The sequence below is a fragment of the Desulfosporosinus acidiphilus SJ4 genome, assembly GCF_000255115.2.
Taxonomy (GTDB): Bacteria; Bacillota; Desulfitobacteriia; order Desulfitobacteriales; family Desulfitobacteriaceae; genus Desulfosporosinus; species Desulfosporosinus acidiphilus.
Map to the genome: position 1 here is coordinate 192462 of NC_018068.1, position 20557 is coordinate 213018.

Annotated in this window: 23 protein-coding genes; 16 read left to right on the forward strand and 7 right to left on the reverse strand. The window is 40.6% G+C overall.

The window, feature by feature from the left end:
- The first annotated feature begins 194 nt into the window (after positions 1-194).
- The 3 genes from DESACI_RS25015 to DESACI_RS00970 all read left to right on the forward strand — a co-directional run bounded on the left by DESACI_RS25015 (position 195) and on the right by DESACI_RS00970 (position 2246).
- Positions 195-422 (forward strand): helix-turn-helix transcriptional regulator, encoded by a 228-nt coding sequence (locus DESACI_RS25015; protein WP_242833158.1) that lies wholly within the window; start codon positions 195-197, stop codon positions 420-422.
- Positions 359-823: a GyrI-like domain-containing protein gene (locus DESACI_RS25020; protein WP_242833110.1), complete on the forward strand. Its 465-nt coding sequence runs from the start codon at positions 359-361 to the stop codon at positions 821-823. Before DESACI_RS25015 ends, DESACI_RS25020 begins: the two co-directional genes overlap by 64 nt.
- Positions 824-1274: 451 nt before the next feature.
- The gene (locus tag DESACI_RS00970; protein WP_014825286.1) at positions 1275-2246 is read left to right on the forward strand and encodes a DUF3658 domain-containing protein; all 972 of its coding nucleotides are present in this window, start codon (positions 1275-1277) and stop codon (positions 2244-2246) included.
- A gap of 180 nt (positions 2247-2426) precedes the next feature.
- Here the strand turns inward: DESACI_RS00970 and DESACI_RS00975 are convergent, their stop codons facing one another.
- Positions 2427-3518 (reverse strand): TDT family transporter, encoded by a 1092-nt coding sequence (locus tag DESACI_RS00975; RefSeq protein WP_014825287.1) that lies wholly within the window; start codon positions 3516-3518, stop codon positions 2427-2429.
- 202 nt (positions 3519-3720) lie between these two features.
- Between DESACI_RS00975 and DESACI_RS00980 the strand changes: the two genes are divergently transcribed.
- Positions 3721-5244 (forward strand): Y-family DNA polymerase, encoded by a 1524-nt coding sequence (locus tag DESACI_RS00980; protein ID WP_014825288.1) that lies wholly within the window; start codon positions 3721-3723, stop codon positions 5242-5244.
- A complete protein-coding gene (locus tag DESACI_RS00985) occupies positions 5241-5669 on the forward strand; it encodes a hypothetical protein (RefSeq protein WP_014825289.1) in 429 nt (142 codons plus the stop codon). The genes DESACI_RS00980 and DESACI_RS00985 overlap by 4 nt, the downstream gene beginning before the upstream one ends.
- Positions 5670-5701: 32 nt before the next feature.
- Here the strand turns inward: DESACI_RS00985 and DESACI_RS00990 are convergent, their stop codons facing one another.
- Positions 5702-6652, reverse strand: coding sequence for an MraY family glycosyltransferase (locus DESACI_RS00990; protein WP_014825290.1), 951 nt, complete (start codon positions 6650-6652; stop codon positions 5702-5704).
- 481 nt (positions 6653-7133) lie between these two features.
- Entirely contained in the window at positions 7134-8969 is a 1836-nt protein-coding gene (locus DESACI_RS22915) for an ATP-binding protein (protein WP_014825291.1), read from the reverse strand.
- Positions 8970-9098: 129 nt separating this feature from the next.
- On the opposite strand from DESACI_RS22915, the gene DESACI_RS01000 reads away from it, so the two are divergent.
- Positions 9099-9344, forward strand: coding sequence for a DUF1653 domain-containing protein (locus tag DESACI_RS01000; protein ID WP_014825292.1), 246 nt, complete (start codon positions 9099-9101; stop codon positions 9342-9344).
- A gap of 378 nt (positions 9345-9722) precedes the next feature.
- On the opposite strand, the gene DESACI_RS01005 is transcribed toward DESACI_RS01000, so the two are convergent.
- Positions 9723-9956 (reverse strand): hypothetical protein, encoded by a 234-nt coding sequence (locus DESACI_RS01005; protein ID WP_014825293.1) that lies wholly within the window; start codon positions 9954-9956, stop codon positions 9723-9725.
- A 110-nt stretch (positions 9957-10066) separates the two neighbouring features.
- Here DESACI_RS01005 and DESACI_RS01010 point away from each other — a divergent pair, with 110 nt between their 5' ends.
- The 6 genes from DESACI_RS01010 to cbiM all read left to right on the forward strand — a co-directional run bounded on the left by DESACI_RS01010 (position 10067) and on the right by cbiM (position 14693).
- Entirely contained in the window at positions 10067-10525 is a 459-nt protein-coding gene (locus DESACI_RS01010) for a 2-thiouracil desulfurase family protein (protein ID WP_014825294.1), read from the forward strand.
- Between the two features lie 324 nt (positions 10526-10849).
- Positions 10850-11380 carry a hypothetical protein gene (locus DESACI_RS01015; protein WP_014825295.1) on the forward strand — a complete coding sequence of 177 codons (531 nt, stop codon included), beginning with the start codon at positions 10850-10852 and terminating at the stop codon, positions 11378-11380.
- A 248-nt stretch (positions 11381-11628) separates the two neighbouring features.
- Positions 11629-11841, forward strand: coding sequence for a CooT family nickel-binding protein (locus tag DESACI_RS01020; protein WP_014825296.1), 213 nt, complete (start codon positions 11629-11631; stop codon positions 11839-11841).
- Between the two features lie 42 nt (positions 11842-11883).
- The gene (gene cbiQ / locus DESACI_RS01025; RefSeq protein ID WP_014825297.1) at positions 11884-12822 is read left to right on the forward strand and encodes a cobalt ECF transporter T component CbiQ; all 939 of its coding nucleotides are present in this window, start codon (positions 11884-11886) and stop codon (positions 12820-12822) included.
- A gap of 14 nt (positions 12823-12836) precedes the next feature.
- A complete protein-coding gene (locus DESACI_RS01030; protein ID WP_242833111.1) occupies positions 12837-13619 on the forward strand; it encodes an energy-coupling factor ABC transporter ATP-binding protein in 783 nt (260 codons plus the stop codon).
- 48 nt (positions 13620-13667) lie between these two features.
- Positions 13668-14693, forward strand: a complete 1026-nt coding sequence (gene cbiM, locus DESACI_RS01035; protein WP_014825299.1) for a cobalt transporter CbiM — start codon at positions 13668-13670, stop codon at positions 14691-14693.
- Between the two features lie 5 nt (positions 14694-14698).
- Here cbiM and DESACI_RS01040 read toward each other — a convergent pair whose 3' ends face one another.
- Together DESACI_RS01040 and DESACI_RS01045 are read right to left on the reverse strand one after the other, a co-directional pair.
- Entirely contained in the window at positions 14699-15886 is a 1188-nt protein-coding gene (locus DESACI_RS01040; protein ID WP_014825300.1) for an MFS transporter, read from the reverse strand.
- Between the two features lie 359 nt (positions 15887-16245).
- On the reverse strand, positions 16246-16431 hold the full coding sequence (locus DESACI_RS01045; protein ID WP_014825301.1) for a ferredoxin: 186 nt from the start codon (positions 16429-16431) through the stop codon (positions 16246-16248).
- Between the two features lie 386 nt (positions 16432-16817).
- On the opposite strand from DESACI_RS01045, the gene DESACI_RS01050 reads away from it, so the two are divergent.
- The 4 genes from DESACI_RS01050 to DESACI_RS01065 all read left to right on the forward strand — a co-directional run bounded on the left by DESACI_RS01050 (position 16818) and on the right by DESACI_RS01065 (position 19493).
- Positions 16818-17390: a class I SAM-dependent methyltransferase gene (locus tag DESACI_RS01050; protein WP_014825302.1), complete on the forward strand. Its 573-nt coding sequence runs from the start codon at positions 16818-16820 to the stop codon at positions 17388-17390.
- Between the two features lie 132 nt (positions 17391-17522).
- Positions 17523-18206 (forward strand): GntR family transcriptional regulator, encoded by a 684-nt coding sequence (locus DESACI_RS01055; protein ID WP_014825303.1) that lies wholly within the window; start codon positions 17523-17525, stop codon positions 18204-18206.
- Positions 18207-18388: 182 nt separating this feature from the next.
- Positions 18389-18955 (forward strand): chromate transporter, encoded by a 567-nt coding sequence (locus DESACI_RS01060; protein WP_014825304.1) that lies wholly within the window; start codon positions 18389-18391, stop codon positions 18953-18955.
- On the forward strand, positions 18939-19493 hold the full coding sequence (locus DESACI_RS01065; RefSeq protein WP_014825305.1) for a chromate transporter: 555 nt from the start codon (positions 18939-18941) through the stop codon (positions 19491-19493). Before DESACI_RS01060 ends, DESACI_RS01065 begins: the two co-directional genes overlap by 17 nt.
- 86 nt (positions 19494-19579) lie before the next feature.
- Here DESACI_RS01065 and DESACI_RS01070 read toward each other — a convergent pair whose 3' ends face one another.
- Positions 19580-20245, reverse strand: coding sequence for a uracil-DNA glycosylase (locus tag DESACI_RS01070; RefSeq protein ID WP_014825306.1), 666 nt, complete (start codon positions 20243-20245; stop codon positions 19580-19582).
- Between the last annotated feature and the right edge of the window lie 312 nt (positions 20246-20557).

Genomic DNA, 20557 nt, shown 5'->3' on the forward strand with positions numbered 1-20557 from the left:
ATTAGGTAGTGATTTTGAAGTAATCAACGAAATAGATAGATGTGTGCGGTGATTTCCATTATTTTTATCAGGCAAAGGGGGAAGTAGTCTATTGGCTGTTTTCATCTTTCATAGGAATTTCTCTTTCAGAGTAAATCCGTCGCAGACGCCTTACAAAAGCGGCCTTTGATATTCAAACAAGCAATGCTAAAATCATTGATATTGCATTGAAATATGGTTATGACTCATCTGACGCTTTTACAAGGGCATTTAAGAAATTACATAGTGTTACGCCCAATGCCGTCAGAGAGAATAGTGTGCAGTTAAAAGCCTTTCCTCGAATCTTCTTTCAAATTACAATAAAAGGGGATGTTGAGAAATGGAGTATCGTATTGAGAAAATTGATTTTGTGGTGCGGTTTGTTGGAAAACGGCAAGGTGTGAAAACTTCTTGTGCATTCAAGGAGATTCCTGCCTTGTGGAGAAAATCCAATAAGGATGGCTTCAAGCAAGAATTGATTGACATGTCTTGGGTAAATCCGAAATGCAAGCTTGAGAGCCTTGTAGGTATTTGTGGCAAAGAGGCGGCAATCATGGATGAGAAATTTGATTACTTTATGGGAGTACGATATGACTCTGAAGTACCTGATGGTATGGAGGAACTAATAATTTCACCATGCTTATATGCCGTATTCCCTAATGTTGTTGATGCTTGGAAAAGGCTATATTCAGAATGGCTCCCTGCATCAGGTTATGAACTTGCAGACCAACCTTGTATTGAGCATTTTCTCGGACCAGGACATAAAATCAAACATGAGTTGTGGGTGCCAATCGTTGAAAAATAAATTGTATATTAAGTAACTTGCTTCGCAGAATTTTTCTTAATATAGAATTGTTGGTGATGTTAGGAGTGAACTAAAATAACCAGGAAGGTTTACACGATTATATCTATCAGTTTGATATTGATTGCGACCATGTTTTTTATTAGGGCAACATATATGGAAAACCTTGAAAAGACTTCACGGATTTTAATTGGGTCTGGGTACGTCTTAATCTTATTTATTACAAAGCTTTTCGAGGTACTTAATAAAATTCAAAGATTAATGGTCTTTATATTACTTACCTGCTAAGAAATTTCTTGCGCAATTCTTCGTTCGATTATGTGATATTAAGTCGGGTAATTCATTATGTAGAGATATTTGATCTGTTTTGTTGGAACGACTCTGTGAATAGCGATTTCACCTATCAAAGATAATCCAATATATAGGTCAAATCTGGATTTGAGAGGAAGATAATATGATTGAAATAGTGTTTAGCGATAGTGCTTGTGGAAGTCTCAAAGTGGCACAGCACTATGGCGAGGGGGAATATCGAGATGGGGGCATTGGTGTTATCGTTAGTCACGAGGATGGAAGCAAACCAACCAAAGAGGAAGTTGAAGCTGCCCGACGAAAAGCTAAGGAGAAGGCACGCTTAGCATGGGAGAGTGCTACCCCCTTGGGTGGAAATACAGCAGACATTTATGGATTCAACTTGATGCTAAGCGTTGGAGATATTTCGGAGAATCAGCCCGGTATCAAGCGGCAGCAGACTTTGGAACACTTATACAGCGTTTATCCGAATGACGTGGGTTATCAGGCAGCTCAGAAAATGTTTAAAAGGGTAAAAGAAGATCTGAAAACGGTTCAAGAACGCGCAGCGATGGGAGAATCCCTTCGAATCTGGTACAGCAATCACCCTGATGAAATGTGTGGACTCTATTGGTTCATGGGGCAGTTGATTCACTGGAAGGTGCATGTTAAACAGGTTTCTATTGTCAAGCTCCCGGAATGGGAAGCTGACGAAAAGGGAAATATCGTGCAGAAAAGAGGTTGGGGTGAAGTTGCTCCCGGAGAATGGCATCGGTATATTGCCTTGCAAAAGCCGGTGCTGCCGATATTTGTACAAAGCTGTGCATCTCATTGGCAAGGACTTCAAAGGGAGAACACACCTTTGCGGGCCACACTTAATGGACAGTTAGTCAGTGCACCGGAACCCCTCTATGATGACTTTATCTATCGTGAAATCGAAGCAGAAGGTGAGGAATTTCGGGAGGTAAAGGTTATCGGGCGAGTGATGAGTAAATATCAACTTGGAATTAGCGATTCCTGGATTGCACTCCGTATGGAAGAAATGATTCGTGAAGGAAAACTTGAGGTTACGTCTGTAGTTGCCGAAGATATGCCAGTCTATCATCGAGTCTTGAAAAAGTGTACCTACAGATTATGAGCGTAATGACATTTAAAAAACAATACTGGTTTGGCTAATAATTCGAAGTTCCAATAAACTTATTTAAAGATGTTTTTTGGTAATAAAAATAAACTATAGTTAACATCGTTCCTTGTGTCTTAAGCTGTTTGTAGCTAGTTTAATAATTTATAAGCGGAAAAGTTAGTTATACTACTAAATTCAATCGCATTTTGATGGCATTTGAGGTCCGATGAAAAGCTTCCCACTTAATACTCCTCTAACGGTATTACTAAAGGTATACACCCAAAGAAGGATTAAAAGGATGGTTAGGAATTTAGAATAGCCAACTGTAAGAGGGGATATAAATATCCGTGCTATTTTTTGGCTTGCGATGGTATAGGAAGCTAAAGGAAAGATGAAAGCCCACCACCCCATATTAAAGGGAATTCCTCCATTTCTAATTTGATAAATACTGATAATCACGATAATGCCAACAATCCAGGTTCCGAATCCCCAGATAGCCATAGACATAAGATTTGAAAGTTCTGTTGATCCTAAGAACCCCATTGTATGGGCATTTTTCGCAATATCAATAATTGCACTTACGGCCAGTCCGATTGCACTGATGAAAATACCGAAGGATGGGATTTTATCCCCTGGGGGTAGTGGATGATTGGCAAGTCGGACAAAAACTATAGCACTAATAAACATGAAAAGAAAAAAACCAATACCAAATAGGGCTGTATTGATGACTAGGAAGGATAAACCCCACATCGGTCGAATTTTAATCGTCAGTTCGAGTACCGGGTTCCCGATCAATAAAACAGCCATATTGGCAATGGGTGCCATAATCCAAGAAAAGTTAATTACGTCTGGACTTGGACTTTCTTTAAGTCGTATAATCAAAAACGTTGAATAAAAGGTAAAAAAACACACACCAATGATTGAAATAATCCATAGGCCAAGAATAACATGATAAACTGTAGCTTGACTGAGATAATGACTCCATATAAGGTAAATATTAGTTCCTAAGATGGTTGTTGCCACTGGCATGGTCACGAAGAAATTGCCGGTGTGAAGGTGATTCAGATCGCGATAAGCATAATCAAAAAAACATATCCAACGAATAACCCAAGGGACTAAAACAACAAAATAGAGAAGGTCTGCAAGTATGGCAAAAAGTGTACCTAAAAGGTTTCCGGCAGGAAAAGAGTTCTGCCATTGAAAGAGAATGTTTGCTAATCCGCCAGTGCCCATGATTACGGCAAACCATGCTGGGGCCAGATGCTTAATGAGATGTCTTTCTAGCACATTAAAAACTCCTTATTTAGGATTTGGGTTAGTTAATAAGTTTGCTGAAAATAGGATTACATGTTTAAGAGGAAGTATTTAAGATTAGAGTTTAACCCTCTAATCCTGCGGAAAGTCTATATGACAACGAAGTTAAATGATTTCACGTTAGGCTTTTGTTGAGCAGATAATTTGTATTTAAGTAGGCAACCGGAGAATAAGCATGAAGAACAGAACCTATATCGCAATTGATTTAAAATCCTTCTACGCTTCGGTCGAATGTGTGGAACGAGGGCTTGATCCGCTGACCACCAACCTTGTTGTCGCTGACGCAAGCCGCACCAAAAAAACCATCTGTCTCGCCGTCTCGCCCTCCCTCAAAGCATACGGCATTCCCGGTAGGGCGAGGCTGTTTGAAGTTGTACAGAAGGTCAAAGAAGCAAATGCAGCACGGCTGCGCAAAGTACCAGGACGAGCCTTTTCCGGCGTTTCCTGCAACGATATTGAATTGAAATCTTCACCGGGTCTCTCGCTGGACTACATTGTTGCTCCACCGAGGATGGCGTATTATATAGAGTACAGCACGCAGATTTACAATATCTATTTGAAGTACATCGCGTCCGAAGATATTCATGTCTACTCCATTGACGAGGTATTCCTTGACGCCACCGATTATCTCAACACCTACAATCTTTCAGCCCGTGAGCTTGCCACGAAAATGATTCTGGATGTACTCAAAAAAACTGGCATTACAGCAACGGCGGGAATTGGCACAAACCTGTATCTTTGCAAGATCGCTATGGATATTCAAGCAAAGCACATACCTGCAGATAACAACGGTATGCGGATCGCCGAGCTGGACGAAATGAGCTACCGTCGCTCCCTGTGGTCGCATCGGCCTCTAACGGACTTTTGGCGCGTTGGAAAAGGATATGCCAACAAGCTGGAGGAAAAAGGTCTCTTTACAATGGGGGATATTGCAAGATGCTCTCTCGGTAAACCTACCGATTACTACAACGAGGATTTACTGTATAAGCTGTTCGGCATCAACGCTGAACTGCTGATCGACCATGCGTGGGGGTGGGAGCCATGCACAATTGCCGATATTAAAGCGTTTAAGCCAAGCACAAACAGTATTGGATCGGGGCAGGTGCTGCACTATGCCTATACTTTTGACAAAGCGAAGCTGATCGTGCGGGAAATGACGGATCTGCTGGTTCTTGATCTGGTAGATAAAAGGCTTGTGAGCGACCAGCTTGTTTTGACGGTCGGATATGATATCGATAATCTAACAAATCCAGAGATAAAGAAATCATATCACGGGGCAATCACCACTGACCACTACGGACGCGCCGTTCCGAAATCCGCGCATGGTTCGGTAAACCTTGGCAGACAGACCTCCTCTACAAAGCTAATCATGGATGCCGTCACAGATCTGTTTGAACGCATCGTTGATAAAAATCTTCTGATCAGAAGAGTCAACATCACTGCGAATCATGTCGTTGATGAGGCAACTGTTCAAAAGACGGGCGACGTTGAACAGCTTGATCTCTTTACGGATTTCGCGGCTGCGCAGGCGAAAAAAGGAGATGAAGAAGCTGAGCTTGCACGAGAAAAAAAGATGCAGCAAGCAATGCTTGAAATAAAAAAGAAATACGGCAAGAATGCCATTCTAATGGGTATGAATCTGGAGGAAGGCGCTACCACTGTAGACCGGAACAGGCAGATTGGAGGGCACAAGGCATGACGAGGACATATGACGACATCATTAATCTACCTCACCATGTCTCTACGACACACCCTCATATGGCTGCTATTGACCGGGCGGCTCAGTTTTCCCCTTTCGCCGCACTGACTGGCTATGATGCCGCCATCAAAGAAACCACAAGACTGACTGACGAGAGAGTAAAATTGGACGAATATATGAAGGACGCTTTGAGTGATAGACTGCAAATCATAGCAGATCGGATTAAAGAGTATCCCGAAATCGCAATTACCTACTTTCAGCCGGATGCGAAGAAGAATGGCGGCACCTATGTTACTGCTATCAGTACGGCTAAAAAGATAGACGAATATGAACGGATTGTCGTTATGACCGATGGCACAGCGATCCCCATTGATGAAATAATCAGCATAGATGGGCAAATATTCGAATCTATGGAGGTATATTGAACCGATAGCAAGAACGCTGGGGCTAGAAACAACTAAACTTTTAATAATAGGATAATGATTGATATTAAGCTAAAGCATACACTTATTAAACTTATAAATGCTACTGTTTGTTTTTGGGTGAGACCAGAAGAAAGTAATCTGTGATGTATTTGAGTTGCATCGGCTTTATAAATAGATTCCCCACGAGAAAATCTTTTCAAAACAACTATAATATTATCAAAAATCGGTACTCCAAGTGCTAATACAGGAATAGATAATGATATCAGCGTTGCTTGCTTAAAAGCCCCATTTAGAGCAATTATAGACAAAATAAATCCTAAAAAATTTGCTCCTGAATCGCCCATAAAAATCCTAGCTGGATGTTTATTATATCTCAAAAATCCCAAAGACACCCCAACAATAAGTGCTGAAAGTAATGCAGAATCGTCTTGCCCTTTTGCTAGAGCGACTACAAATAAAGTTGAGCCAGCGATTGCAGATAATCTTCCAGCAAGTCCATCAATTCCGTCCGACCAATTTATGACAGTTGTAACGCCTACAATCCACATAATACTTAAAACAAATTGAATTATGTACGGTAAAATTATATATTTGTGTGTTACTGGATTCGTAAAACCATAAAAGACGATTCCAGATGAAAAGACAATAATGGCAGAGATTATGTGAACTAATAATCTGGGGAGTGCTGGAAATTCTTTGCCAAGGGTCTTATACCAGTCGTCAATAATACCAATTATAAGAATTAAAATAGAAGCAACAATTACAGAGACAGATTGTTTATCAATTGGTCTTATAAAAGTGATATAACCACTAATAAAACCAAAAAACATACCTATACCGCCTAATAAAGGAATAGGGCGTTGATGCTTTTTTCTTTCGTTTGGCTTATCAACAAAATTCCACTTTATTGAGAGCTTTTCAAAAAAAGGTATAGTTAAATAAACAATTAAAAAAACAAAAGAAAAGGCAAATAAAAAATTCATGAGAAAGGTATGCCTCCTCCAAATATCGATCTGTAAATATTATAGCATCTTGTCTCCAAAAACATAAATGTTGTTTGTAGATTAGCTCCAATTCTTAAACCGTGACGCAATCGTAACAATATATTGAGAATCAAAAAGGTGCGGTCAGCCCGAAATGAAATTAGCCACGATTTGATTGACAAGTCGTGGCTAATTTTCTGCTAATAACATGCAATTTTACATGCTAACAAGTGCTAAAAATCTGCAATTTTCGTGTTATTTTATCTTTTCAACTCCAAAAACCCCTACTGAATTTACTGCCGGATAATCTGGAGGATCTTGAAGCGTTAAGTCAACTCCATAAATTGATTGGTTAATTACCCAGTTATATCAAGGGTTTATTCGCACAACAAGTGTGCAAAAGTTGAGTAATTCAGTTCGAGAATTATCAACGATATAGGATATATGGAGGACTGCTGTTATACCTGATAAGACGTAGGTGTCAATCCTCTTTAGTTTCGAACTTCACTTTAAATGTAGTTCCTGATGAATTTGTGTCAACTTCAATGTATGCATTATTTCGGTCCGCTATATTGTAACAAACCGCCAATCCTAAGCCCGTGCCGGTTTCCTTTGTTGTTATGAATGGAGTACCTATTTTATCCAGAATGGCTTTATCAATTCCTGGACCTTGATCCTGGATTGAAAGGATGATATTTTTATTTTCCATGTATGTCCTTATCCAAACGATACCGCCAGATGACATAGCCTCCAAGGAATTTCGAACGAGATTAAGAATGAGTTGTCTGATTTCTTTATCATCAACTTTGGTTTCGAGAATGTTTCCCCTTTCAAAAATCAATTGTTTTTCTTCTTTGAGAGTCTGTGCTAATATCAATGGATAAACTGTATCAATAATGTTATTAAGGTTATGTAATTCAGCATCGACAGCCTTATCTCTTGCAAGCGATAAGAATTCAGAAATTATATTATTAGCTCTATCTATTTCTTCAATCATTATCTGATAATAAGTCTTTTTCGTGGAATCAATCTCTTTTTCATCCATGAGTTGGAGAAACCCCTTAACTACCGTCATTGGATTTCTAACTTCATGACTTATACTGGCTGCCATTTGTCCAACAAGATCGAGCCGATCTAAGCGAGCTAATTCCTTTTCGATTCTTCGTTGTTGTGTTAAATCTTTGGATGAAGAGATTAGATATTCTTTACCTCCAATTGAAACTTTTTCAACGGAGACGACTAACTGAAGCTCATTATGATCCTTTGTTCTAAAAGTTAAAGGCACATTTGTTATACTTCTTCCAGTGATAACCTCATTGCAGAGGAGGTCACTCATTTCAGGGGTATAAAAAAGTTCTTCTGAAGTTCGGCCAATAACTTCTTCGCGGGTATAACCAAAACATTTAAGAAAGGCTTGATTCACTTCAAAATATTTTCTCGTTTCGGGGTCAAACAGTATCATAATATCAGGGCTGTTCATAAAAAGTTTATAAAATCTTTCTTCGGATAGTCTTAGTTCATGCTGAAGTTGATTTTTTTCTAATAAATGGTTTCTGATTTTATTAATCGCAGGAATAAGTTCAGATAAAATATTTGAATCGTGTGAATCAAACGTTTCTTTTGTTACCCCATCGGCAAACGTAGAAAGTCCCTGTCGTATTATTTTTAGTCTTTGACTAATAGTGTATAAGATAATTCCCAAGACCAAGATCCATATGAGTAATTGAATGATTGCTGCTTTGAAAGCATTAATATAGATATCCTTCATTTTCATATTTGCCCAAGTGTGCCCAATAATAAATCCATCTAAGTAATAAGGAACGTTCACATAAATAATGGGTTCCCCCATCCATCCAATAGAGGTATTATTTATAGCGAAGTCAGGTTTTCCTGTGGTATAACATCTGAAGTATCCATATGATTTAGGAACATCTTCTAGCATAGACTCCTTAAAAATCGGTCCAATGGCAATAATAGACTTTAGCCGTCTATCATAATAACCTAATCCATAATTAGGATTTTCATTAGAAAATTGCATCACGATAGGTTGTATTAGCTTATTTAACTCAATAACTTGTTGCTTATTAGGGTAAGGATTAACAGCCCGAAGTTTATCGTTCACATGTGAGTGAAGGGTAATATTAAGCTGCGAGGCGATGGATTGGATTTCCACCTTCCGTTTATTAATTTGATTTTGGATAATATAATTATAAAGAATAATACTATTGATACATGCGCCAACAAGAATCAAAATTGTAATAAGTATTTGTGTCTGTAGTATGAAACTTTTAGGTCGAATTTTTCGTTTACGATTCATATTATGCTCCGTAATAGTTTATCTTCTAAACATTCTACAAATTGTATTGTTTGTCCTTCTTTTATTATGGAAGCTATTTATTACTGAAATATCCTTATCTCTGTTAAAAACATATCGCAGGAGGTACTTATGGAACCTAGAAAACCGGTGATCGGCGGCAAGTACCGTCATTTCAAGAATAAAATGTACCAACTACTGGCAGTTGCCACTCACAGCGAAACTAAAGAAAAGTATATCGTTTATCAGGCGCTGTATGATGATTTCAGGGTATATATCCGTCTCTACGACATGTTTTTGAGCGAAGTAGACCATGTGAAATACCCGGAGGTCAAGCAAAAATATCGCTTTGAACTGATGAAGGAGCCGGAGTGCTGATGATAAAATTTGCACTTGATGAAAAATATTGCTGGGCAGAGCAGTTGGGAGAAGAATAATGCTAGTTTTCAAGCATTGTATTTGAGTAGGTTCGATAAATCGGGTCCTTAGCGTAGATCCCTTTGATTAGAGTCCGATAATGAATATTATTAAAATAGCACTAGCGTCCTTAGAGATGCTAGTGCTATTTTAATTGAAGTATTGTTTTAGTTTGGGGAGTTCCACTGTTTTAAATTGGGCGCTGCTTTCATTGCTACGGCACTAACCCAGGGTGAACGGAGAAGGCTCGGATATCAGAGTTCCTGCCTCGCTTGTCTAATTACCGTAGCACTCTGCCACTGCGAGAATTTTAGTGAACAAGTTGAACCACATGATTTCTTATGAGGAAGTCCTGTGGTTTTGCTTTTTATGGAGTATTTCACCCAATATATAATTTTCTTTACGATTAACCCGTTTTGGGGAAAAGAAGAATTGCCCTGTAATTTGAGGATGAGTTACTTCCGTTTTTTGGGCACGATAGATTAACTTGTTGGATATTTCCATAACAATAGTCCCTAAAAAACCACCAACCATGCCAATAGTAATCGTATCTTGTAGTTTATTAAGTTTCATATCGATACCTCCTAGCTATTTTATTATTGTGAATATGACAAGAATTAAACTGGAATAATCTGTGCCTATTTGGTATGGTGTTAATATGTTGGATTTCTGGAGGAGAAAAGATGTACTTGATAAGTGCTTGCCTGGCAGGAGTTAATTGCAGATATGACGGAAAAAGTACAATTGTAAATGAACTTGGAGAATTAGTAAAACGAGGAAAAGCGATTGCTATATGTCCGGAAGTCCTAGGGGGATTAGAAATACCGCGGGAAAGTTGTGAAATAGTAAAATTGGACGGGGAACATGCTAAGGTGATGAGTCGGAATGGTAACGATCTCACCGCAGCTTTTATGAGCGGAGCACAAAAGACTTTAGAAATCGCTAAGGTGATCGGAATTAATGTGGCAATTATGAAATCTAAAAGCCCATCATGCGGATATGGTAAAATTTATGATGGGACTTTTAGCGGAACTATTACTGACGGGAATGGCTTTGCGGCGGGACTCTTAGCATCACATGGAATTACCATCTACACAGAAGAGGAATTTAACGCATCTTTTGATGAGATCACGGATAGCTAAGAGTTTTTTAAGCTGCCAGGATAGTGCAGCTGTCCAGTAAATAAGTCTTATTAAGGATAAGTAATTAACGTGTGTTAAAAACATTAGAACCCAAAATACAAAAGTAGTTAAAGATAAAGGAAGGATATAGAAAAGAAAGTAAGGGGATAAAACTTTTATGCATAAAGTTTTATCAATAATTTTTATTAGAAAGTAAATAATCAAAGTTATGATGATATAATAGACTATAGAACCGATGGATAAAAGTGAAAGACTTGGAACCTAATTTTATGACCTGGTATTAATGAATGTTAAATGTCTCGGAGGATAAAGGGGAGAAGAGAAATGGCTGCAAAAGTGAAAATGTTGGGTTCGGTTTTAATTTGTATTCTTTTTTTGCTGGGGTGCAGTAATCAAAGCTCGGATTTAGCTAAGGAAAACAGTCAACTTAAAACTGAAATACAATCCTTGAAACAGCAAGTGGATTCAGCAAACAACAAAGTTAAGCAGCAAGCGGAACTATACGATTTAAGAAATAACTTGGATAATGATCTCCATAACACGTTAACAGCCCTTATCAAGGGGGATTATCAAACGGCGGAGAAGAATCTTGCCCCCTCAATGCGTATTCAAGATAAAAAATTGATTACCAAAACAGGTTCGGTTGATTACGAATTTATAATTCCCGATCGGCCAATGAATTTAAGACAGAGAACCTATTTAAGGAATGGAGACAATTATACGGCGGTCTATGAGATCTATGATGCGGGATATACTTCCGGGAATAAATATGATGATAGAACAAATACCTTGAATGTTGCTTATTCTCTGATTAATGGTCAATGGAAATTAAGCAGCTTGATGATTGACGAATAATGGTACAAAAATATTCAGAAAAATAAGTCAGGAGAAGAAGGTATTTGTTCCGACATCGCGAATATAACTTCATTAATTGAAAGATGTTAACCAGAAGGTTAACACAAATGTTATTGACTAAAATGTTATTGACTAAAATGCTTTTACTTAACTTATTTAAATTTTAATAACAAAAAAGACCATGGAGGTCTGACCCCATAAAGAGGGTCGCTCTTTGGTCTTTTCTATTTTCAAAGGAGGATAAAACAATGTGTGAAGCTAATGCGTATTTCAAGAGTAATGGTCAGGAAGTTTTGTTTATGGAATCGGTAGATGTGATTGAGCCTTATGAAGACGGCCTAAAGTTAGTAGATATATTTGGAAGGCAAAAGTTTGTTAGGGCTAAGATTAAAGACATGACGCTGCTTAACCATCGCATTGTCTTGGAAGAGACCGTCGGGTTTAAGCATGATACGGAATAAGAAAAGACATCGTTCGCGGCAATAGCGAAGGAGGTTAACCTTATGGAACTGCCCAGTTGGTTAAGTGAAATGAGTCCTGCGTTATGCCGCTGTGGCTGTGGTGGTCGCAGGAAAGGAAATTTTATCGAGAAGACACTGCGGGATATCGTCAGGATTATCCAAGACGCCGTCTTTTCAGAGGAAATTGCCCGGCGGCCGGGGCTCTTACAAAGTTTGGACTCACGAGTTAAAGTGACTGCTCTGATATATCTTTTGGTTGTAGTTAATTTATGTTCACACCTTTCTCTATTATGGGGTTTTTATTTCGTTTTGCTCGCAGTGGCAGTGGTTTCCCGTCTCCCCCTGCGCCAGGTGGTGGTTAGGGTCTGGCTGGTTATTCCCTTGTTTACAGGGATCATGGTCCTGCCTTCATTATTTAACTGGGTTCGTCCCGGTGAGCCGTTGTGGGTTATAGCCAATTTTCATCACCCCCTGCACTTGGGCTTCTTAGCGTTTCCTTCAACCTTGTCGGTCACCAGGCAAGGATTATGGGGGGGGATTATGCTGGTAAGCCGGGTGGGAATCTCAGTGTCATTAGCTGTCATACTCACCTTGAGCACCCGTTGGATGGATTTTCTGCGTGCTTTGCGTGCCTTCTTTGTCCCGAAGATTTTCATTATGACCCTCGAAATGACTTATCGTTATATTTTTGTCTTGGTTACAGCTATGGAAGAAATGTTCTTAGCTCGTAAGGCTCGTGATGCCGGTCAATCGGCACCCAAAGAAGAGCGGCGATTTGTAGCATCAGCAGTGGGAGGATTATTTGGCAAGTCGCTGCAAATGAGTGAAGAAGTATATTGGGCCATGACTGCCCGGGGTTATTCCGGCGAAATACGACTTCTGCAAAGTTCCCGGCTGAACTGGAGAGATGCCATAATTTTGTTGCTGGTGATTCTGGCAGGATTGATTTTGATTGCTGCCAACCAAGTCATGGGCGGATGAAAGGAGATCTTTATTTGGACACCATTTTTGACATCCTTGATGTATCTTACTCATATCTGCCCGGTTATGCCGTGCTGTCAGGTATTAACTTAAGTATTCAGAAAGGTGAAGGTTTAGTGATCCTCGGGGCTAACGGGAGCGGTAAGTCCACTTTGCTTAAAATGCTCTGTGGACTCATCCATCCTGAGAAAGGTGAAATTTTGGCTTTTGGCCAAAAATTAACCGAAGATGCTTTGCGTGATCCTAAGTTTCTGCAGGATTTCAGGCAGCGAGTGGGTTTTGTTTTTCAAAACTCTGATGCGCAGCTCTTTTCGGCGACGGTCCGGGATGAGCTGGCTTTCGCTCCCTTACAGGCCGGTTTTCCGAAGGAGACAGTGCTTAAGAGGGTGGACGATATCGCCGGACTGGTAGGTATTCGCAGCCTTCTGGACCGGGCTCCATATAGACTAAGCGGAGGTGAAAAGAAAAAGGTCGCCTTAGCCTGTGTTCTAACAGTGAATCCCGAGGTCTTATTCCTGGATGAACCGACGAACGGTCTTGATCCGCGCACCCAGTTCTGGCTGGTTGAGTTTCTTCAGTCCTTGCAAAAGGCGGGCAAGACGGTTATTATGGCAACCCACGATCTGTCCCTTGTTGAAGAATTAGCTCAGCGTGTCATTATTTTTCGAGAGGATCACACAATAGCGGCGGATGGCAGACCGCTGCAAGTGCTCTCGAATCGTGAACTGCTCTTAGAGGTGAACTTAATTCATGAGCGGTCTCATTTCCATCTGGGTGGGAATCGACAGCACAGTTAAAGTTTAGGTGAAGGGAAATTTATGTAACCGTAGGAGGAGGAATTTGTAATGCATATTCCTGACGGATATCTCAGTCCGCAAACCGATGCAATTCTAGGTCTTACCAGTGCGATTGCTGCTGCAGGGGCAGCTTACAAAACGGCTCATACGCTGAGAGCCAAATACATCCCCATGCTTTCTATCGGAGCAGCTTTTTCGTTTACAATTATGATGTTTAATGTACCTATTCCTGACGGCACAACAGCCCATGCGGTGGGCGGGAGTCTCCTAGCTGTCCTCCTTGGACCGTGGGCTGCTATGATTAGCGTGTCTATTGCTTTGATTATTCAGGCTCTCTTTTTCGGAGACGGGGGCATTTTGGCTCTAGGGGCCAATATTATGAATATGGCAGTTGTTCTGCCCTTTGTGAGCTATGGTATTTACCGGCTTATAGCGGGAAGAAGTTCCCTTGGCTCCAAACGTCAATGGATTGGAGCGGCTCTTGCAGGGTATATCGGTCTCTCGGCGGCTGCCCTTTGTGCCGGCATTGAGTTTGGATTACAGCCTATACTCTTCCATGCAGCCAATGGAACTCCGCTTTACAGTCCTTATAGCCTGAATATTGCCGTTCCCGCCATGCTCTTCGCTCATTTGACAGTTGCAGGTCCAGTGGAGGGCTTGGTCAGCGCTCTGGTGCTTACTTATTTGCAGCGTACCAATCCGGGAATGTTGCAACTGAAGTCCAGTCCGGAAAAATCAGCCGGCGGCTTCCATTACCGAAAGCTGATCATAGGCTTAATAATCCTAGCCGTACTCTCTCCTTTGGGATTGTTGGCTTCAGGTACGGCCTGGGGCGAATGGGGCGGAGAAGAACTGCAAGATAAAGTGGGATTTATTCCCGGTGGTTTACAGAAATTTGGAGATTTCTGGCGACATACTCTTCTAAAGGATTATGGCGTTTCAGGGTATGATCACACCTTTTGGCAGCAAGCTCTGGGTTATCTTCTCTCCGCGTTTTTTGGTCTGTTGGTTATTGGCTTGATTACGTTAATTATTCAACGACTTCTGCGCAGATCTCAGGAACGAATCAGTTAGGGTGCCTAGCGTGCTGCAGCACGTTGGGTACGAGCCGCAGGATGGCTTTTCATAAAGAAACCGAAGAGGCCTGCTAAAATTGGGAGGAGAAAAATAACGTCGACTGCCGACGTAAGTCCCCAAGTGTCAGCGATGCTGCCGATGAATATGACGGCCAGCCCGCCTAATCCCCCGGCAAATCCCATGGTCAGACCCGCAGCCAAAGCCTTATTTTCCGGAATCGCTTCCTGAGCAGCTACAACGGTTACCGAAAAGCTGGACAATAGGGCCGCTCCGGCTAAAGCCAGAAAAAGAGTGCTAACAGCGCCTTCGGTATAAAGAAAACCAAAGAATAGGGGAGTTGAGAGAATAAGAGAGCCGACAATCAGCGGCTTTCGTCCGTAATAATCAGATATAAATCCGCCGATCACTCCGCCGATTGCTCCGGAAGCAAGCATGATAGTTACCAGATGACTTCCGGCAATATTTGATAGGTTTTCAGATTTAAAATAAAGCGGCAGGATCGTTAACATCGCAGTATAGGCCAGAGAGCGAATTGCAATGACAGCAATAATAGCTAAAAGTTCCGGACCGGCTGTTTTCAGGGAGCGAACTACGACATTAAACGGAGTATTGGCGCCAACCAAGAGATTGTTGCGCGGTGCATAAAGCAGCAATAGGATTGCTACGAGAATACCAGGGATTACTGTCACGAGAGTAGCCCGTAATCCGTAAGCTTGAAATAGGGGTACTAGAAGTAGTGGACTTAAAGCAAAACCGAAATTTCCGAAAGCTACAAATCCGGACAATAAGACGGCTTTACGGTCGCCGCTTAAAACATTGACCATTGTGGAAGCCTGGGGATGAAATGCGGCCGTACCGAGTCCGGCTAAGGCGGCTAAAGTGACAAGCAAGAGGTAATTATGGACAATTCCGGTTAAACTTAGCATGACTCCCATCCAAAGAGTACCTACATAGACAAGCCAGCGTTTTCCTTGACGATCGAGAAAATATCCGAAAAGCGGCTGAACCAGCGATGAGGATATGGTAAAGGCTGAAACTAAAATGGCTGCCCGGGTCGCTGTAAAACCTGGCGTTAAGGCAACCAGGAAGGGAAGCATTTGGGGAAGATAATTGCTGTATAAGTCATTTAAAAGATGGGCTAAAGAGAGCACACCGATTTTTAAATATTCAATCCCTTGGTTCTGACTCATGGGAAGACTCCTCTCGAAACTAAATTCTTAAATTAACTTACCTTGATAATAGTTTATTTCATTAATGCGGGCGTTTTAACCACATGGAGGTCTCGATGGAAGAAGGACATTAATGGAACTAAAGTTCCAGGATAGTGCAAGAATAAGCATACTTATTCCCGCACTATCCTGGTTAAAACAGTATTACTAATAATTTAATCTCCTGACCTATAACAGTCAAGCAAATTTTTTGATCTCAAAATACTCCCCCGAAGAAATCGAAGGAGTAAGGAGCCGTTCCATAATATGTATTTAGACGTTTAAAACCCTGCATATTAGTGGATGATTTAAACCACAATTTATGCAGGGTTTTATTTTTTTCATTCTATCGTAATAGCTTCCACTGGGCAGTTGTTTGCTGCATCTTTAGTCAATTTCTCCAATTCTTGAGGAATAGGATTAATATAGGCTTCGGCAATCCCGAAACCGTTCATTCTGAAGACCTGAGGACAAATTGACTCACAGGCAGCGCATCCAATGCAATCAGAACTCACAGAAGCATACATAGGTTTATCTCCTTTCATGAGTATCGGGAATATAATTCGATACTAAAGTTAGGATAACTAAAGTTAGATAACTAAAGTTAGGGCAACGAAAAATACAATTACTAAAATCAGAATAATAAATCGCCATAATAAAATTCTAATGCAGGTAGAAATATAACTAGAATTAAGATAGCGTAATTATCCCATCAGAGTCAATATTGTTTTTCACTTTCGTTAGCCGGCTGGAAATCAGAATCAGCCTTGGCAACCCCCGCTAGCACAGCAGGATTAAGGTTGAGTCAGGAGAACTGAGGGATTCTGCAGTGATGTTGAACTCGTCAAGAAAAATGATATAATCAATCAAATATTGAAATATATACTATTTTTGAGAAATGGAAGGGAAAACAATGGCTCATAAATTTAATCCGGCGAACAAAAAGAAACTCGATGATCCGTGGCGGCGGCAGAATCTCCCGCCTATCTCTACATTACAGGAGCTGGGTCTCAGTCCTGATGATACCGTCGCTGATATTGGGTGTGGGATCGGATATTTTACCATTCCGGCTGCCGAATTCATCGCATCATCGAACAGCACTTTTGCCTTGGATACTTCAGAAGAGATGCTGGCTGAAGTCGAAAAAAGGTCCGGTGCTGCCGGAGTATTAAATATCGTTTTAGTTAAGACTGAAGAATATGACTTGAAACTTCCCAATGAATCCGTAAGTTTTGCAATTCTCGTCAATGTGCTTCATGAGATTGACAACAAAATACAATTTCTTGAGGAAATCAATCGTATCGTTAAAACCGGAGGAAAAATAGCACTGATCGACTGGGAGAAAAAGAAAACGGAAATGGGTCCGCCTCTTGATCACCGATTAAGCAGTGAGGACGTTAAAGGTCTATTGCAAAGGACAGGATGGGAGCTTATAAAAGAGGTTTCCTTGGCAGAGGTATTTTATGGTTTAGTTGCTGTCAAATAATAAGAAATCCATATACCGTAAGTAATGAACTAGATTTATTTGGGATACGGTATACCATTTTTCTCTTGCCTTTTTAACAGAAAAAGATTTATAATGAGGTTGCTGCAGAGATAAATCTAAGGGGAGAAGTCAATGGACTATCGATTTTCACCGATTAAATATAATGATTCTGGACATATCCGTGATTCAGTGTTTTCCATCCTCAGGAATGCCATTCTTGAGAAAAAACTGGAACCTGGGGAAAGACTCGTAGAACGAAATATTGCGGAACAATTAGGAGTTAGCAGGACTCCTGTACGTGAAGCAATACGTAAGCTTGAATTAGAGAGACTGGTGACCCATATTCCGCGCAAAGGAGTTGTGGTTTCCGAATTTACGAAGGCCGATATTATTGAAATATTGCTCATCAGGGCTTCTTTGGAAGCGCTGATGAGCAATATAGCAGCGACCAAAATCAAAACCAAAGAGGTAGAACGTTTGGCCTCTCTCGCTCAGCACATTTCCGATGAGCAAAAAAGTGGAAACATGAAAAAATCAAATCAGTTAAATGATACGTTTCATGAGATTATCTATAAGGCCGCAGAGAGTCCGAGATTGTATAACTTATTCAGCACTTTGAGGGAATATATTACGAAGTTTACCCAAGTGGCCTACTCTAAGCCAGGGCGTCCCGAAGAGGTTTGGCAAGAACACAACGAGATTATCGAAGCCTTACGTGCGCAAGATAGTTTCAGAGCCGAAACTGCTGCGAAACGACATGTCGAGAACTCGAATAAAGCCTTTCTTGAAATGGCATTTTCCCAAGATGAACCTTAACTACTTTGGACTTCGATTTAAAGGTTTTATGTTAAGGGTTTTATGTTAAGGGTTTTATGTTAAGGGTTTTATGCAATTATTTTGGTATACCGTATACCAAAATATTCAAATAGATAAAAGGGTAAGCTTGTAAAGGAACCTTCGATTTCTGAGGCAAAATTTGATAAGTCAGGGGAGATAGTATGGGAATATATCTAGAGATGTTTATTACGTTCTTTAAAATCGGCTGTCTGGCCTTCGGCGGGGGTTATGCTGTAATAGCCATATTACAGAAAGAAGTGGTTGAATTAAAACAATGGGTCACGAATGATGAATTGACAGATATTATGGCTATTTCTCAGACTCTGCCGGGAATTATTTTTGTTAATTCAGCAACGATGATTGGCTATCGGAAGAAAGGGCTTTTAGGGGCAACCGTTGCCACCATCACATCCTGCCTTCCGACCTTCTTACTGATCCTGCTTCTGACCTTTGTAATTTGGGGAGTTACGGATAACCCTATCGTCCATAAAGCTTTTATAGGAATTCTTCTTGGCGTCACAGCTCTAATACTTAATTCAGTGAAGAAAACCTGGAAAACTGCAGTGAAACATTATTCAGATGTAATCTTGGCTCTTCTCTCTGCTGCTTTAATGCTCTTTACAAACATCAATGTTGTTATTGTTCTTTTGCTTTTAGCGGCTTTGGGCTTTGCCAAGAATATCTACTTTCTGAAAAAGGAGGAGGGGCAGCATGGCAACGCTCATTGATTTGTTTCTTGTATTTCTGAAGATTGGAGCCGTTAGCTTTGGCGGCGGCTATGCCATGATTCCCTTTTTTGAGACAGAAATGGTCTCCCATCATTGGGTATCATTAGCTGATTATGTAAAGGTTATTGCAATTGCGCAAGTCGTACCGGGACCTTTCGCCGTGGATTCATCTTCTTATATTGGTTTTAAAGTAGCGGGTATCGTTGGCGCTTTGATTGCGACGATTGCCCTTTGTATTCCCTCATTCGTTGCTTCGGTAATTATTACTAAGTTTTATACCCAGTTCAAAGCCAACCGATATGTCAATGCTCTTTTGAAGGGGGTTAGACCTGCTGTTCTTGGCTTGCTCCTCAGTGCTGCTTACATCATTGGCCTAAAGCCTTTATACCAAGTCACTCATACCTTTATGTCAATAACAATGCTGAAAGCTATTATTATGACACTTGCGGGATACTTTGTGCTCAACCAGAAAAAGGTTAAGGTTGGGACATTCACGTTTATCGCTGCAACTGCAGTCGTTGGCATTTTATTATTTTAAAATGCCTTAAAAAGTTGAAAACCGTCCTTAGCTTTATTAGACAGACAAAAAACGTGCGATAAAAACTTCGCACGTTTTTTTTATACCTAATCAATTTGCCAGTCAATCGGATCCCTGCCCTTAGAAGTTAAGAAAGCATTAGTTCGCGAAAAAGGCTTGCTGCCGAAGAAACCTCTGCTGGCCGATAATGGGCTGGGATGAGCGGATTCAATAATTAGATGCTGGGGATTCGTTATAATAGTTTTCTTGGAGCGTGCATTGTTGCCCCAAAGGATAAAAACAACAGGTTCTGGCTTTTCGTTGACTAGAGAAATGATTCGGTCGGTGAATATTTCCCAGCCTTTGTTTTGGTGGGAATTTGGTTTTCCTTCTTCTACGGTGAGCGCCGTATTGAGGAGCAAAACACCCTGTTCTGCCCATTTCTTCAGAGAGCCATGACGGGGTATAGAACAGCCTAGGTCGGATTGGAGCTCGGCAAAGATGTTTTGCAGGGATTTGGGGAAAGGTACCCCAATATTAACAGAAAAACTAAGTCCCATTCCCTGTCCAATATTGGGATAGGGGTCTTGTCCTAAAATCACTACCTTAGTGTTCTCATAGGATGTATAGACCAAAGCGTTAAAAACATCTTCCTTCTTAGGAAAAATTCGTTTGCTGCGATACTCATCCTTGACCCACTCCAATAATTTAAGATAATAGTCCTTATGTATTTCATCCTCAAGTAGCCGTTTCCAATCTGCTTGAACTGCCATAACGCTTGCCCCTTTCTTATCAATCATCCTTATTTTCACAAACATAAGCCGGAAAAGCAAACTAAAGTTTTTATCAGAATGAATAAGGAGAAATATCTTTAAAATCAATTATTTAAATGATGGCCTGTTTGCATCCACTTGCAAAGGGGGTTCCTGCGACGCACAGGTGCAAAGGAAAGGACAACACCCTCAGGTGATAAAAAGATAATCGCCGGTAAGGGATTTGCTTAGCCTCGAAGGCCGTTATGTGGTGAGAGAAAGATATTACACTCTTTAAAAGTATAAAATAATAAGATCTTATATTGCGCCGGG